This is a genomic window from Dyadobacter psychrotolerans (assembly GCF_004349265.1).
Lineage (GTDB): Bacteria > Bacteroidota > Bacteroidia > Cytophagales > Spirosomataceae > Dyadobacter > Dyadobacter psychrotolerans.
The window spans coordinates 44062-58921 of record NZ_SMFL01000023.1; the positions used below are offsets into that span (position 1 = coordinate 44062).

Annotated in this window: 19 protein-coding genes; 17 read left to right on the top strand and 2 right to left on the bottom strand. The window is 41.3% G+C overall.

Annotated elements, in window-relative coordinates; translation table 11 throughout:
- The first annotated feature begins 23 nt into the window (after positions 1-23).
- From E0F88_RS31835 to E0F88_RS31855, 5 genes are all read left to right on the top strand, one after another.
- The gene (locus E0F88_RS31835; protein ID WP_131962555.1) at positions 24-479 is read left to right on the top strand and encodes a hypothetical protein; all 456 of its coding nucleotides are present in this window, start codon (positions 24-26) and stop codon (positions 477-479) included.
- Positions 480-510: 31 nt separating this feature from the next.
- Positions 511-1029: a hypothetical protein gene (locus E0F88_RS31840; RefSeq protein WP_131962557.1), complete on the top strand. Its 519-nt coding sequence runs from the start codon at positions 511-513 to the stop codon at positions 1027-1029.
- A 40-nt stretch (positions 1030-1069) separates the two neighbouring features.
- Complete coding sequence (locus E0F88_RS31845; RefSeq protein ID WP_131962559.1) at positions 1070-1780, top strand: ABC transporter ATP-binding protein; 711 nt, start codon at positions 1070-1072, stop codon at positions 1778-1780.
- 136 nt (positions 1781-1916) lie between these two features.
- Positions 1917-2639, top strand: coding sequence for an RluA family pseudouridine synthase (locus E0F88_RS31850; protein WP_131962561.1), 723 nt, complete (start codon positions 1917-1919; stop codon positions 2637-2639).
- 68 nt (positions 2640-2707) lie between these two features.
- Entirely contained in the window at positions 2708-3457 is a 750-nt protein-coding gene (locus tag E0F88_RS31855; protein ID WP_131962563.1) for a hypothetical protein, read from the top strand.
- 61 nt (positions 3458-3518) lie between these two features.
- Here the strand turns inward: E0F88_RS31855 and E0F88_RS31860 are convergent, their stop codons facing one another.
- Both E0F88_RS31860 and msrA read right to left on the bottom strand, forming a co-directional pair.
- Complete coding sequence (locus E0F88_RS31860) at positions 3519-4034, bottom strand: hypothetical protein (protein WP_131962565.1); 516 nt, start codon at positions 4032-4034, stop codon at positions 3519-3521.
- Positions 4035-4176: 142 nt separating this feature from the next.
- Complete coding sequence (gene msrA, locus E0F88_RS31865) at positions 4177-4857, bottom strand: peptide-methionine (S)-S-oxide reductase MsrA (RefSeq protein WP_220466417.1); 681 nt, start codon at positions 4855-4857, stop codon at positions 4177-4179.
- A gap of 148 nt (positions 4858-5005) precedes the next feature.
- Here msrA and E0F88_RS31870 point away from each other — a divergent pair, with 148 nt between their 5' ends.
- From E0F88_RS31870 to E0F88_RS31925, 12 genes are all read left to right on the top strand, one after another.
- Positions 5006-5560 carry a CopD family protein gene (locus E0F88_RS31870; protein ID WP_131962567.1) on the top strand — a complete coding sequence of 185 codons (555 nt, stop codon included), beginning with the start codon at positions 5006-5008 and terminating at the stop codon, positions 5558-5560.
- A gap of 496 nt (positions 5561-6056) precedes the next feature.
- Positions 6057-7478 (top strand): anthranilate synthase component I family protein, encoded by a 1422-nt coding sequence (locus E0F88_RS31875; protein ID WP_131962569.1) that lies wholly within the window; start codon positions 6057-6059, stop codon positions 7476-7478.
- Between the two features lie 8 nt (positions 7479-7486).
- On the top strand, positions 7487-7876 hold the full coding sequence (locus E0F88_RS31880; protein WP_131962571.1) for a tautomerase family protein: 390 nt from the start codon (positions 7487-7489) through the stop codon (positions 7874-7876).
- Positions 7877-7969: 93 nt separating this feature from the next.
- Positions 7970-8536, top strand: coding sequence for an anthranilate synthase component II (locus E0F88_RS31885; RefSeq protein WP_131962573.1), 567 nt, complete (start codon positions 7970-7972; stop codon positions 8534-8536).
- 114 nt (positions 8537-8650) lie between these two features.
- Positions 8651-9640 (top strand): anthranilate phosphoribosyltransferase, encoded by a 990-nt coding sequence (gene trpD / locus E0F88_RS31890; protein ID WP_131962575.1) that lies wholly within the window; start codon positions 8651-8653, stop codon positions 9638-9640.
- A gap of 54 nt (positions 9641-9694) precedes the next feature.
- A complete protein-coding gene (gene trpC / locus E0F88_RS31895; RefSeq protein WP_131962577.1) occupies positions 9695-10513 on the top strand; it encodes an indole-3-glycerol phosphate synthase TrpC in 819 nt (272 codons plus the stop codon).
- On the top strand, positions 10510-11160 hold the full coding sequence (locus E0F88_RS31900; protein WP_131962579.1) for a phosphoribosylanthranilate isomerase: 651 nt from the start codon (positions 10510-10512) through the stop codon (positions 11158-11160). The genes trpC and E0F88_RS31900 overlap by 4 nt, the downstream gene beginning before the upstream one ends.
- 9 nt (positions 11161-11169) lie before the next feature.
- On the top strand, positions 11170-12369 hold the full coding sequence (gene trpB, locus E0F88_RS31905; protein WP_131962582.1) for a tryptophan synthase subunit beta: 1200 nt from the start codon (positions 11170-11172) through the stop codon (positions 12367-12369).
- A 20-nt stretch (positions 12370-12389) separates the two neighbouring features.
- Positions 12390-12590, top strand: coding sequence for a hypothetical protein (locus E0F88_RS31910; RefSeq protein WP_131962584.1), 201 nt, complete (start codon positions 12390-12392; stop codon positions 12588-12590).
- A gap of 46 nt (positions 12591-12636) precedes the next feature.
- Complete coding sequence (locus tag E0F88_RS31915; RefSeq protein ID WP_131962586.1) at positions 12637-13026, top strand: Dabb family protein; 390 nt, start codon at positions 12637-12639, stop codon at positions 13024-13026.
- Positions 13023-13832 carry a tryptophan synthase subunit alpha gene (gene trpA, locus E0F88_RS31920; protein ID WP_131962588.1) on the top strand — a complete coding sequence of 270 codons (810 nt, stop codon included), beginning with the start codon at positions 13023-13025 and terminating at the stop codon, positions 13830-13832. Before E0F88_RS31915 ends, trpA begins: the two co-directional genes overlap by 4 nt.
- 145 nt (positions 13833-13977) lie before the next feature.
- The gene (locus E0F88_RS31925) at positions 13978-14712 is read left to right on the top strand and encodes a porin family protein (RefSeq protein WP_131962590.1); all 735 of its coding nucleotides are present in this window, start codon (positions 13978-13980) and stop codon (positions 14710-14712) included.
- Positions 14713-14860: the final 148 nt, after the last annotated feature.

A 14860-nucleotide genomic window follows, 5' to 3' on the forward strand; every position in this document is an offset into this window, starting at 1 on the left:
CAGTAACACTTCATATAATTCAAATGACGTTAACCTGGAAATCTTCGTGGATCGGAAATGAGTGCCGCATTTTCAGGGGAAAAGTCATTGTAGGACTTTTAAAAACCAGTGCCTGGAAGACCGATGCCTATGGCGAACTTAACGGTCATCTGCTTACTTTTAAACCAAAAGGATTTTGGAATTCTGAAACAAAAATTCTTGATATTGAAGGGAAAAATGAATTGGGCAAAATTGAATACAACTTTTGGAAAAGCACGGCATTGATTACCTATCAACAGATCAGCTACGAATGGAAATTCAATTCATGGAAACGGATGGATTGGGATATAAAAGGCCCGGAAGACACTGCTCATTTTGTGAAGAAAAGCATGTGGAACAATGAAGGCACGATTGAATATGACAGCATGCCTGCACCAATTATTCTGGCAGCCATGTATGTGCAGATTCATTTTATCAGAATGACCGCTGCTGCTTCCTGAGGTTATTATAAAAGCCAATATTAAGATACAGATGGGAACAAAATTACATTGGATTAAAGAAGCATTCAGCCGGAAAATTGTGATTCTGGATGGAGAAATACCTGTCGGTGAAATGTGGCAGGATGCCATGTTCTCCTACGATGTGCAGGCAAAGCTCAATAGTATTCATCTTTTTTACGATGTAAAAGGTTTTTTAAAACGCACCGTAAATATTCATGATCTAAAAAATGACAATAAAATCATTGGCGTTGTCCAATTTCATTCAGGTAAAAAGGCGGAACTGCTTCTCCCATCAGGCGAAAAATATATCTGGAGGCGGCAAAACTTTTTCATGAAAGAATGGATGTTACTTCGTCAAAACCACGAAGAAACTCAGGAAGTGTTTCACTATGAACAGCTACAAACCTTTTTTCAAGATACAGGCGACATTACCGGCTCATTCGCCGGAGAAAATGCCGGAGTGCTGATCCTAACAGGTTTATTTTTAGGTAATTATTTCAAAAGAAGAAGGAGGAGAGGTGCGGCGACAGGCGCAGCAACAGCTTCCTGAACATCATTTTATCAGACATCAGCTATTCCAAAAAGTGAATATGAAAATTATAGAAACCTCCGATATCTCCAAGCGTTACGTCATGGGCAGTGAAGTGATTCAGGCGCTCAAATCCGTTACTATTTCTGTCAACAAGGGAGAATACGTGGCATTTATGGGTCCTTCCGGTTCGGGAAAATCGACACTGATGAATATTATCGGTTGCCTTGATACGCCTTCAACCGGAAGGTATGTCCTCAATAACAAGGATGTGAGTGATATGACTGAAAGTGAGCTTGCCGAAATTCGTAACAAGGAAATCGGGTTCGTTTTTCAGACATTTAACCTGTTACCCCGCATGTCTTCTCTGGATAATGTTGCGCTTCCGCTGATTTATGCAGGTTTAAGCAAATCCGACCGTACCGAAAAAGCCATGCTTTCACTTAAAAACGTGGGCTTGGAAAACAGGGCAGGACACAGGCCCAACGAGCTTTCGGGTGGTCAGCGCCAGCGTGTAGCCATTGCCAGAGCGCTTGTGAATGACCCGAGTATTTTGCTGGCAGATGAGCCTACCGGTAACCTTGACTCCAAGACCTCCTACGAAATCATGGATCTTTTCGACCAGCTTTACAGCAAAGGAAATACGATTGTAATGGTTACCCACGAGGAAGATATTGCGCATTACGCCCACCGGATCGTGAGGCTTCGGGATGGATTGGTAGAATCCGACACCATCAATCCGAACCCTACCAAAGTGAGTGCATTGGTGTAATAATCACGCTTCCCGAAACAAATAACTACCTTTGTCCTAACACGACAATCAGGGAATAAAATATATCAAGTCGAAATAATCCGGATAAATTGCTGATGTCAGGTAATTTATCCGGATTATTTTTAGTTTAACATTTATGAAAATCAATTTTAAGGACATCATATTATTTGAGGATAACGACTTTTTACTTGTTAACAAGCCGCCTCATCTTGCCACACTGGACGAAAGAACTGCCGACAGAGGAGGAAGTTTGCTAAGACTTGCAAAAGAACACAATCCTGAACTTCAGGCTGCACACCGTCTTGATAAGGAAACTTCTGGCGTACTCGCCTTTGCCAAAAATCCGGCAGCATACCGCCATTTAGCGATGCAGTTTGAGCATCGTGAAGTGACAAAACGCTATCATGCAGTTGCCAACGGCATTCATAATCTGGATAGTATTTCTGTTTATTTGCCTATTCTCGCCCTGAAAAACGGTACTGCTGTCAAAATTGACCGGGCAGAAGGAAAGGTTGCGGAAACCATTTTTAATACTTTGAAAGTATATCGCGGTTATACGCTGGTTGAGTGCATCCCGATCACCGGTCGCATGCACCAGATACGAATTCACCTTTCGTGTCTGAAAGCCCCGATTGTGTGTGATCCGCAGTATGGAGGAGAACCCATTTTTCTTTCGAGCCTGAAAAAGAAATTTAACCTGAAAAAAGAAACAGAAGAACAACCCCTGATCCAGCGGGTTGCCTTACATGCTTATTCTCTGTCATTTGCGTTGATGAATGGTGAGCCTGTCCGTGTTGAAGCGCCTTATCCCAAGGACTTTGAGGTATTGGTGAAGCAGTTAAATAAATTCGGGGTTTAATTTTATTTTTTTCAATATTTACTTCTGAAATTGCCGGCTGTTAGAGTTCTAAATCATCTGCTAGCCTAATGAAAAATTTTCCATTTAAACTGAGTGCTTCGCTGCTCAGCCTGTTTCTTGTTGTAGCCTCATTCTGCCAGGCGCAAACCGCCCGAAAAAACGATATTATTATTCTGCGGGATAATACAAAACTTGAAGTCATTATTCAGGAAGTGCAGGATCAAAGTATTAAATACAGGAAAATAACGGATCCGGAAGGACCGGTGTTTTTTGTTCAGAAATCGGACATTGTTTCAATTCATTATGGAAATGGTGAAACCAAAAATTATGAAGAAAAACCAGAAGTATATTATGATGAGATAACCGCACCAGCTCCGGTTACACCCTATGGAAAGACTGCTCCAAAGCCCAGTTTATCGATGCAGACGATAAGTAACTGGGATGCAAACCAGCTTAGGGCAAACTATAAATTCTACCTTAAAAAGGCAGATAATTATAGAAAAATGGGCACCGTGGGGTTAGTAGGGGGTGCTGCACTAACAGGAGCCGGGATAGGTGTTATGGCAAGTGCTGATAATATCAATGGGTACAACGGTTTTGGGCAATTTCTGGGGGGCTACATGATGTTTATAGCTGGCCTGGGTTCGGGCATCCCATTGACCATTATCGGGTTTGTAAAAAAGAAAAGGTACACACAAAAGGCACTTCTCGTAAAAGATGAGCTGCGTCGCAGAAAGGAAGCGTTTGCCTTCAATTTTAGCCCGTCCTATAATCCTGCAACACAGTCTGCAGGGCTTTCAATAAAAATGAGTTTCTGAAATTTGGCATAAAAAAACGGCTGGGGACTCTCCCAGCCGTTTTTTTATGCCTTTTATTTTCTTAGAATTTGAAGGAAAGACCCACTTTCGCAGGAATTACATTTGATCCCCCTGAAAATTCAGCAAAAGCTCCCATAGCTGGTTTGAAGTAATATCTTGCGCCAGCCTGAACACCAATAACTATGGAAGTTCCGCTATAATATTCGTTACCATCGATACTAAAACCCAAAACAGGTCCTGCATAAAGGTCTAATTTATCAATTGTAAGAAAATGCTTTCCGTAGTGGTAAGATCCTCTTGCAGCAATTGGCACAGAGATGTAATTGCTCTTAGCATATCCAAACCCGTAGCTGTAATTGTAAAAATTCAGATCGGCCTGAGCACCAACACTTATAAACTCGTGAACGCCAACCTCAAATGATCCGCCAACGGCAAAGCCACCGCCATAAAAGCCATAACCACCGCCGCCGATACCTACATTTAAAATTTTATCTCCTTTTTCAAATTGAGCAAAAGCTTTTTCAGAGGCAAGGCTCAGTATAGTAGCAACACAAAGCATTAATAGAGTCTTTTTCATCGTAATAGATTGGTTATTTAAATTAATAATGGCACAAATTAAAGGCATTATTTCAATGTCTCAAAACTTGTGCCATCTCAACTTATTATACGGAGAAAGTTTGTGATAAACGGACGAAGCCGGATATCCGCGCATATTAAAATCAGATCTCTTTTTTAAGCTTCTCTTTAAAAACCTTTTTAAACTTATCCAGTTTCGGAGCGATTACAAATGCACAATATCCCTGATCCGGATTGTTGGCAAAATAATTTTGGTGGTAATCCTCAGCAACATAGAACTTTACAGCCTTGGTAATTTCCGTAACAATCGGTTTGTTGTATGCACCAGACTTATCCAGCTCTGTTTTTGCTTCTTCTGCAAGTTTCTTTTGCTCATCATTATGATAAAAAATCACCGAACGATATTGTGTTCCCACGTCATTTCCCTGGCGGTTTAGTGAAGTCGGATCGTGACTGCGGAAAAATGCTTCAAGCAGCTCCGCGTAAGTAATCACTTTGGGGTCGTAAGTCACCTCCACACATTCCGCATGGCCGGTTTCTCCTGTACAAACAGCTTTATAAGACGGATTGGCAACCTGCCCACCTGAATAACCGGACACCACTTTTTTCACGCCATCGAGCGATTCCAGCACCGCTTCGGTACACCAGAAACAGCCTGTACCAAAAGTTGCCATTTCAGTACCAGCAGTATTTACATTTGCTTCATCCAATGCAGCAGATTCCTTATTCATTTTGTTCTTTTGCTTTTTATCCGATTGTGCACATGACATCGCAACCATGCAGCACAAAAACAGGAAAGTGAAAAGCGAGACGGTTGTTTTCATTGTTGATCTATGAATTTTATTAAAAGATAACACAGGGTGACAGAAGAAAGTTTATTCCGTTTCCTTGTGAATAATTTACGAAATTTACCACCTAATAGATTGCTTTAGATTTGACAGCCGTCGGATCTGCCAACGATTTTTAACCAACATGGACTACCTTCATTTCAAAGCGCTTCATATCATTTTTGTGGTCAGCTGGTTTGCCGGCCTTTTCTACATGCCCCGGCTTTTTATTTATCATACAGAGGCCAACGACAAACCGGAAGTTGAAAGACTGATTCTTTTTGCTCAGTTTATCAAAATGGAAAAGCTCTTATGGAATGCGATCATGACACCAGCCTGTTGGCTCACTCTGATTTTTGGCAGTACACTTTTGTATATCACACCTGAATTTTTGCAGCAGGGGTGGATGCAGCTAAAACTGATGTTCGTGCTTGGCCTGGTCGCTTATCATTTTTATATCAAAAAAATTCTTCTGGAATTGAGAGAAGGAAAATTTCGCTTTACTTCCTTTCAGCTCAGGCTGTTTAATGAGGTAGCAACCATCTTTTTATTTTCCATCGTTTTTCTGGTTGTGCTCAAAAATACGGTTGACTGGCTTTGGGGTGTTTTGGGACTGATCATCTTTGCCGTGCTGATGATGACCGCCGTGAGAATTGTAAAACGAATCAGGGAAAAGAAAACAAGAGATGCTGCACCCTAACGTCAGGCAAAAAACAGTGCTTTCACAATTCTCTATTCGGGCCAGATTGCGGGGAAAATTGGTTTAGAGAAACCTCAGCGCACTGATTTGAGGCACCCGCAAACTTAAAAGACTCGTTATCAGAACGGAACAGATTAAATTCAGGATTGTCAAAATTGCCTGGTTAAATTCAGATTTGTCTCCTTTTTGCTCTTTTAAACCGCGGGCAACCAAAAATTTTAATTGGTGGTATAAATAATTAAAAAGTGTACCAATTTTTGAAATTCTTAAATCTCTTTTTATATATTTGTGTATTAAACAAATATCCTCTCAGAAGGACATTTTAATCAGAATTATGAAATACGCATGTAATACAATTGGTTGGTGGCGCGCACGTCTTAACAGGATGGACGAGTAAACGCTATTGCATAGTATAACATGAAAATATACTTTCCTTACGGCTCGCTGTCCTTCCGACAGCGGGCCTTTTTTTGTTATTGTTAACCTAATATTCCTGATGAAAACTTTGACCAAAACTTATTCCATATCTACAAAGCATAAAACCTTGCTGGCAGATACGCTCACACCGGTATCTATTTATTTAAAGCTTCGTGACCGTTTTGTAAATACCATCCTGCTGGAAAGCTCGGATTACCATGGTAATGAAAACTCGTTTACCTACATCTGCTGCGATCCGGTTGCTTCTTTTAAACTGAATAACAGTGTGGTAACAACATTGTTCCCGGATGGTGAAAAGGAAAGTTTCGCACTGGAAAATCCGAAAGATGCAGTGCAGGCGCTTTATGGTTTTGCTCAAAGTTTTGTTTCCGAAAAAAGTAAATTCCCGTTTATAACCAACGGACTTTTTGGCCACATGACTTACGATGCAGTATCTTATTTTGAAGATATTACCATTCAACCTTCCAGCCCGGAAACAGAAATAGACCAGATTTTTTATCAGGTTTACAGATACGTTATTGCCATAAATCACTTTAAAAACGAACTGTATATCTTTGAACATCAGTATGGTGGGAATACAGAAGAAAGTGGTTTGGAGCAGATTGAAATCCTGATTAAAAACAGAAATTTTCCTAAATACGATTTTAAGATTACTTCCGGAGAAACTTCAAATGTGACGGATGATGAAATGCGGGTTGTAATCCAAAAAGGTATAGATTACTGTTTGCGGGGTGACGTTTTCCAGATCGTACCTTCCCGACGTTTCAGCAGGGATTTTCAGGGTGATGAATTTAATGTATACAGAGCGCTGCGGTCGATTAATCCTTCTCCGTATTTGTTTTATTTCGATTACGGCAACTATAAGATTTTTGGCTCATCTCCTGAAAAACAAATATTTATAAAAAACGGACAGGCAGAAATTCATCCGATTGCGGGTACTTTCCGAAGAACAGGTGACGATCAGGCGGATGCAGAAGCAGCTCAGGATTTGTTAAACGATCCAAAAGAAACGGCCGAGCATGTGATGCTTGTAGATCTGGCCCGTAACGACCTCAGCAGAAGCTGTGATGCCGTGAAGGTTACCAATTACAAGGAAGTGCAATATTACTCGCATGTAATCCATTTGGTTTCCAAAGTGGTTGGTCAAATGAAAGAAGACGTAAATCCGTTACAGTTGGTTGCAGATACTTTCCCGGCCGGAACACTCACCGGAGCACCAAAACACAATGCGATGAAACTCATCGACCAGATGGAAACAACCAACCGGAGTATTTATGGCGGGGCCATTGGGTTTATGGATTTCAACGGTGATTTTAATCATGCGATCGCGATACGGACATTTTTGAGTAAGGATAATACTTTATTTTATCGGGCCGGGATGGGTGTTGTGGCAAAATCTGTGGTTGAAAGTGAATTACAGGAAATCAACAGCAAACTGGCGGCGCTCAGAAAAGCGATCGATTTTGCGGAAGGAATTTAAGAAATCTTATGTCACAGATCAAAATATATGGTTTACGGACACACCTGATGCCGCTAAGAGAAAAACTCTCCGACACATTGCATTCTTGTGTCGTTGAAGCTTTCAGGTATCCGGAAAATAAAAGAGCCCATCGCTTTTTTTATCTTGACAAAGAGGAATTTTACTATCCCGAAGGAAGAAGTGAACAATATACCATTCTGGAAATTGCTCTTTTTGAAGGCCGGTCGGCGGAAACTAAAAAGCTTTTATACCAGCTGATATTTGAACGCTTTGAAAAAGAACTTGGCATTTCTCCAAATGATATAGAAATTACTTTAACAGAAACTCCATTGGTCAATTGGGGAATTCGCGGAAAGCCGGGAGATGAACTTGTTCTTGATTATAAAGTGATTGTGTAAATAGCAAAATCCGGATCAAAGTGATCTTTTGCAAAGTAAGTAACGAAAAACAGAGCTGAAAGCTAGTCGCTGAACGCTGATAGCCAACCAAATATGAAAATTCTTGTTATTGACAATTACGATTCTTTTACCTACAACCTGGTATATATCCTGCGTGAGTTAAATGACCAGGTAGACATTTTCCGGAATGATAAAATCTCACTGGAAGACGTAGGAAAGTATGATAAAATACTTCTCTCTCCGGGTCCCGGGATACCTTCTGAAGCTGGGATTTTACAGGACGTTGTTCGTGAATATGGTCCCACGAAAAGCATTCTGGGAATATGTCTGGGTCATCAGGGCATTGGTGAAGTTTATGGCGCAGATCTTGAAAATATGACAGATGTATTACACGGAATCAGTGATACTGCATTTGTAACAGATCCGGACGAACGTATCTTCAAAGGGCTGCCGAGGGAAATTAAAGTCGGACGGTATCATTCATGGACTGTAATGCCGGAGACTTTTACCGATGATATCACAATTACTGCCCTGGATGACAAAGGACGGGTGATGGGTCTTTCACATAAAAAGTATGATGTAAAAGGCCTTCAATTTCATCCTGAATCTGTTTTGACAGAACACGGAAAAGAAATGCTGCAAAACTGGCTGAGTATTTAATTGAGATTTCAATTCCCGTATTTTGTTTCAAAATTTAAAAATAATGCCTTCCTGTAAAACTGGTACCTGCATTAAGGCAGCCAATTTTTCGCTCACAATACCCATTAATTTGTAATGAAAGCCATTCTTAGCCATCTTTTTGAATATAAAGTTTTAACCAAACAGCAGTCAAAAGAAATACTGATCGGAATCAGTTCAGGAAAGTATTCCAATTCGGAAATTGCCGCTTTCCTGACCATTTATGCCATGCGCAGCATTACGGTAGAAGAACTGGAAGGTTTTCGTGATGCCATGCTGGAAATGTGCCTCGCCGTTGATCTGTCAGCCTACGATCCGATTGATGTTTGCGGGACCGGCGGTGACGGAAAGGATACCTTTAACATATCAACGCTTTCCTGTTTTGTAGTGGCAGGAGCAGGGCAGCATGTTGCCAAACATGGTAACCACGGCGTTTCCTCCCTTTGCGGCTCATCTACCGTTTTAGAATATCTGGGCGCAAAGTTTACCAACGATAAAAGTATTCTTGAAAAACAGATCGCAGAGGCCGGTGTATGTTTTCTTCATGCTCCGCTGTTTCACCCGGCAATGAAAAATGTGGCTCCGGTCAGAAGGGAATTAGGTGTAAAAACCTTTTTCAATATGCTCGGTCCGATGACCAATCCGGTGTCTCCCAAAAAACAGCTTGTAGGGGTTTTTAGTCTTGAATTAGCACGGCTTTTTGCTTATCTTTACCAACAAACCGATAAGCAGTTTTTAGTTCTTCACGCATTAGACGGCTACGACGAAGTGTCATTAACAGGTGCTTTTAAAATCATAACCGCTCACACTGAGCAAGTTCTGACTCCATCACATTTGGGGCTTAATACACTGCGCGCTGAGGAACTTTCGGGGGGCGAAACAGTGCAAGCTTCTGCTCAGATTTTCATGAACGTGCTAAACAACGAAGCTACACCCGCACAAATGCAGGCTGTACTCGCCAATGCCGGACTTGCCCTCCACTGCGCCAATCCTTCCATGTCTTTATTGGATTCAGTTGCAATGGCAAGGGAATCTATCGAAAACAAAAAGGCTTTGGCCAGCTTTAAAAAACTGGTATCGATATAAAATCACCAGCCTGAGTTTAATTTAAAAGTTGCAGATATTTTCAAGGTTTGATTAATGAATATATTAGAAAAAATTGTTGCACGGAAGCAGGAAGAGGTGGCAGTAGCCAAAAAGTTAAAATCCATTTCTGATCTTGAAAAAGAACCGCTCTTTTCGCGTGTTACAGTTTCCTTGTCTGCTGCCTTGAAAGCCGCAACTTCACCTCAGATCATTTCCGAATTCAAACGTAAATCTCCTTCAAAAGGAGTTATAAATGGTGATGTTTTTCCTGAAATAGTCACAGCTGATTATGTAAAAGAAGGAGCCGCAGCGCTCTCTGTGCTGACAGATATTGATTTTTTCGGAGGATCATTTGAGGATTTTTCAAAGGCTCGTGAAGCAAATCCCGGCATCCCGATGCTGAGAAAGGATTTTATGGTTGATGAATACCAGCTTTACGAAGCAAAATCGATAGGAGCGGACATTATTCTGCTCATCGCTGCCTGCTTATCACCGGAACAGGTCAGAACGCTGAGCCAAAAAGCACATGAGCTGGGAATGGAGGTTTTACTTGAGGTACATAACGCAGAGGAGCTTCATGAAAGTCTGTGTGAAAGCGTTGACATCGTGGGAGTTAATAACCGGAACCTGAAAACCTTTGAAACCTCCATTGAAACTTCCATAGAACTTAGTGAACAGATCCCTGATTCTTTTGTTAAGATATCAGAAAGCGGGTTAAAAGATGCCGAAACGATCCAGCGTTTATACAAACATGGATATAAAGGTTTTTTAATAGGCGAAACATTTATGAAAACTGCAAATCCGGGGGCCGCACTTGGCGATTTGCAAAATGATTTATCACAATTTAATAATTCAAATCCTCTGGTATTATGAAAATTAAAGTTTGCGGAATGCGCCAGCAAGACAACATTGAAGAATTGGTTAAATTGAATCCTAATTTTATCGGGTTTATTTTTTATGAAAAATCACCCCGTTTTGCAGGAGAAGAGTTAAATGAAGAGTACGTTAAAACGATTCCTAAAAGCATTAAAAAAGTAGGTGTATTTGTTAATGCCAATCCGGGTTACATTCTTGACATGGTCAAAAAATACGATTTGCAGTATGCACAGCTTCATGGAAATGAAATGCCGGATATCTGCAGAAGCCTTCGCCAGAAAGGAGTGAATATTATCAAGGCGTTTTCAATTGATGAAAATTTCAATTTCGCCATGCTGAACAATTACAAATCTTTCTGTGATCTGTTTTTGTTTGATACCAAAGGAGATCAGCCGGGAGGAAATGGCGTACCGTTTGACTGGAAGCTGCTGAAGAAATATGACAATGAAAAACCATTTTTCCTGAGCGGTGGCATAAGTCTTGATAACATTGAAACCATTATTGATTTATCAAAAACACATCCTGTTTATGGTATTGATGTGAACAGTATGTTTGAAACGGAACCAGGAATTAAAGATATCTCCAAACTTGAAGAGTTATTTAATCTGGTGAGGGTACAAGAGCAGGAAGAAGCAGAAGCTTAAAAATATATCATGGAAGCAGTAGCAGAGAAAAATTCGTTTCAGGTTAATAATAAGGGATATTACGGAACTTTCGGTGGTGCATTCATTCCCGAAATGTTATACCCAAACGTAGAAGAGCTACGCGAAAATTATCTGCAGATCATTGCAGAGCCTGCTTTTCAAAAGGAATATAACGACCTCTTACGCGATTACGTTGGAAGGCCAACGCCGTTATACCGTGCAAACCGGCTTTCAGAAAAATACCAGACCAACATTTTTCTGAAAAGAGAAGACCTTTGCCACACGGGAGCACATAAGATCAATAACACGATCGGACAAATTCTCCTGGCAAAACGTCTGGGAAAACAGCGTGTAGTGGCTGAAACCGGGGCAGGACAGCACGGTGTTGCCACTGCGACCGTTTGTGCATTGATGAATATCGAATGCATTGTGTACATGGGCGAACTGGATATCGAACGCCAGGCTCCTAACGTTGCCCGTATGAAAATGCTCGGTGCAGAGGTTCGTTCGGCAACCTGCGGTTCCAAAACATTAAAAGATGCCACCAATGAAGCAATGCGACACTGGATCAACAATCCCGTCGATACCCATTACATCATAGGTTCCGTTGTGGGTCCGCATCCTTATCCCGACATGGTCGCGCGTTTCCAATCTATCATTTCAGAAGAAATGAGATGGCAGCTAAAAGAGCAAACCGGCAGCGAAACGCCTGATTACGTGGTTGCCTGCGTAGGAGGAGGCAGCAATGCAGCAGGTGCATTTTATCATTTTCTGGATGATGAAAATGTAAAACTGGTTGCCGTTGAGGCAGCTGGGCAGGGAGTGAATACAGGGCATTCAGCCGCAACTACGGCTTTGGGCAAACCAGGTGTTTTACACGGAAGCCGGACTATCCTGATGCAAACCGAGGATGGACAGGTTACGGAACCTTATTCCATTTCTGCCGGTCTGGATTATCCGGGAATCGGTCCTCAGCATGCTTATCTGTATGACAGCGGACGGGGTACTTTTCTTTCTGCAACAGATGAAGAGGCTGTTCAGGCCGCTTTTGAGCTTACACGTTTGGAAGGAATTATTCCTGCGCTTGAATCTTCGCATGCACTGGCCGTTTTAGGGCGTCTGGGCGCTTCTCTGAACGATACGGTTGTCGTGAATCTTTCCGGTCGCGGAGACAAGGATATGGCTACCTACATGAAATATATCGATTGATCACACCTAAATAATAAAACATGGCTACACTAACATTGCCCGAAGTTTTTGACGTTCGTTTGAAAATTCAGGAATTGGAAGCAAAAGTAAATTCTGGTGAACTGTCTCTTTTCGAAAGATGTGATACAGAGGATGAAATCCTGGAACTGAAAGAAAAACTGGGCGAATTTGACCGCCTGAAATTCAGTGATGAAGGAGAATGCCTGAACTGCTCAGCTTAGTCTGCATAGTAATTTTAATCTTTTACCAATATATCTAAACCGCCGCATGAAGTTAAAACTGCTTTTCCTGGCCACCATATTGTTATTTGGCTCTATGGCCTTTGTTTCACCTAAAAATACCCCGCCTAAAAAAATGCTTCGTCACGTTGTTCTGTTCAAATTCAAAGATTCTGCTTCTCCGGCGCAAGTGAAAGAAGTAGAGGATGCATTCCGGAAACTTCCTTCACAGATCAAAGAAATCAAATCTTTGGAATGGGGTACAAACAATAGTCCGGAGAACCTTGCACAGGGTTTTACGCATGCTTTTTTTGTAACTTTTGAAAGTGAGGCGGCACGTGAAGTTTATTTACCGCATCCTGCTCATAAAGCATTTGGTAAAGTATTAGGACCATATTTGGATAAAGTTTTGGTTATAGATTACTGGACACAGGAATGAACCGGATTGTAAATCTTTTTCAAAATAAAACAGAACAGGACAAGGAAGGATTGCTGAATGTTTATTTCACAGCAGGCTTTCCTCAGCTGGACGATACCCTGAAAGTGCTTAAAGCATTACAGGAAGGTGGTGCTGATCTGGTAGAAATCGGGATGCCTTATTCTGATCCGGTTGCTGACGGAGAAACCATCCAGAAAAGCAATGACCAGGCGCTGGAAAACGGAATGACGGTACGTATTCTTTTTGATCAGTTAAAAGATATGCGTCAAACCATAACTGTTCCGGTGCTGCTGATGGGTTATGTAAATCCCGTTCTTCAGTTTGGTATCGAAAATTTCTGTAAAAAATGTGCTGAAGTAGGTATCGACGGTCTCATTTTACCCGATATGCCAATGGATGTGTACCAGAATGAATACAAACCTATATTTGATGCATATGGTATTCTGAACATTTTCCTGGTAACGCCTCAGACATCCGAAAAACGCATCAGGCAAATTGACGAAATCAGCGAAGGTTTTATTTATACAGTTTCGTCTGCGAGCGTTACCGGATCAAGCACGGGTGTCAGCGACGATATGGAAACCTATTTCAATCGTCTTAATGCCATGAACCTTAAAAACCCGAGGCTGATTGGTTTTGGAATAAAAGATAATGACACGTTCCTTAAAGCCTCCCGTTACGCCGCAGGTGCGATCATAGGAAGCGCTTTTATCAGGGTTTTGCAAAACAGCAACGACCTTGAAAACGATATCAAAACATTTGTAAGCGAGGTAAAAGGCAAACCTCTTGAAGTAGCCTTGGCTTAGTAAATAATTATGTTTAACAAAAGAGCAGAGCCGGTGGTTTTGCTCTTTTGCTTTTTAGGGGAAAACAATCCGACCACTACGCTGGCATCAATTTTTTAAAACAGCCTCAACCAGGTTGTTTTTTCATTTTTAAAAAGTTGAAGCCATGACTTTCAGATATATTTCCACTTTCTTTCTGTTCATCGTTTGTCTTTCGACACAGGCTCAGTTTAAACTTGACCTGGAAGGTGGAGCTGTTTTTGGAACCAATTATAACAAAGTCAGAATTCCGAATACAGGAGGAACTCTGGTAAATCTGGCAGAGGAACTTAGCATTAAACCAAAAGCCTTTTACCGGATCCGTGTAGGTTATACCATAAAACGGCATAACATCTCAGCGCTTTATGCACCACTTACGGTAAAGTACGATGGGTCCTTTAATCAAAATGTGAATTTTAATAACCTGGTTTTCCTGGCTGGCCAACCCCTCGAAGTCTTTTATAAATTCAATTCCTACCGCCTTACTTATCGTTATGATTTCATTTCAACAGGACGCTGGAAAGTAGGGGCGGGGCTTACGGGAAAAATCCGGGATGCAGATGTTCGCTTTAAAAATGAATCCGGCGATACTCATTATGATGACCTTGGTTTTGTCCCGCTCGTCAATTTTTACGCTTCATACAAACCGACTTATCGCTGGTCTTTCATCGTCGAAGGAGATGCACTGGCATCTAAATTTGGCCGTGCGGAAGACATTTTCGCCGGCGCTGCCTACCAGATCAATTCAAAGCTGGGAGTAAAACTGGGTTATCGTGTTGTTGAAGGCGGCGCTGATGTTGACAAGATTTACAATTTCAACTGGATCAACTACGCCTCAACCGGTTTGTTAATTCAGTTCTAAACTTTATCAAACATCCTGAATATCTTCATTTTCTGCTGCGTTTCGTACATCAAAGTCATATTTTGATTATATTACTTCGTTTTAGGCAGGTCAAAGTAAATCGTACTTTTTAGACTAGCCAATACGTTATAATAGCCATCAGGATTTT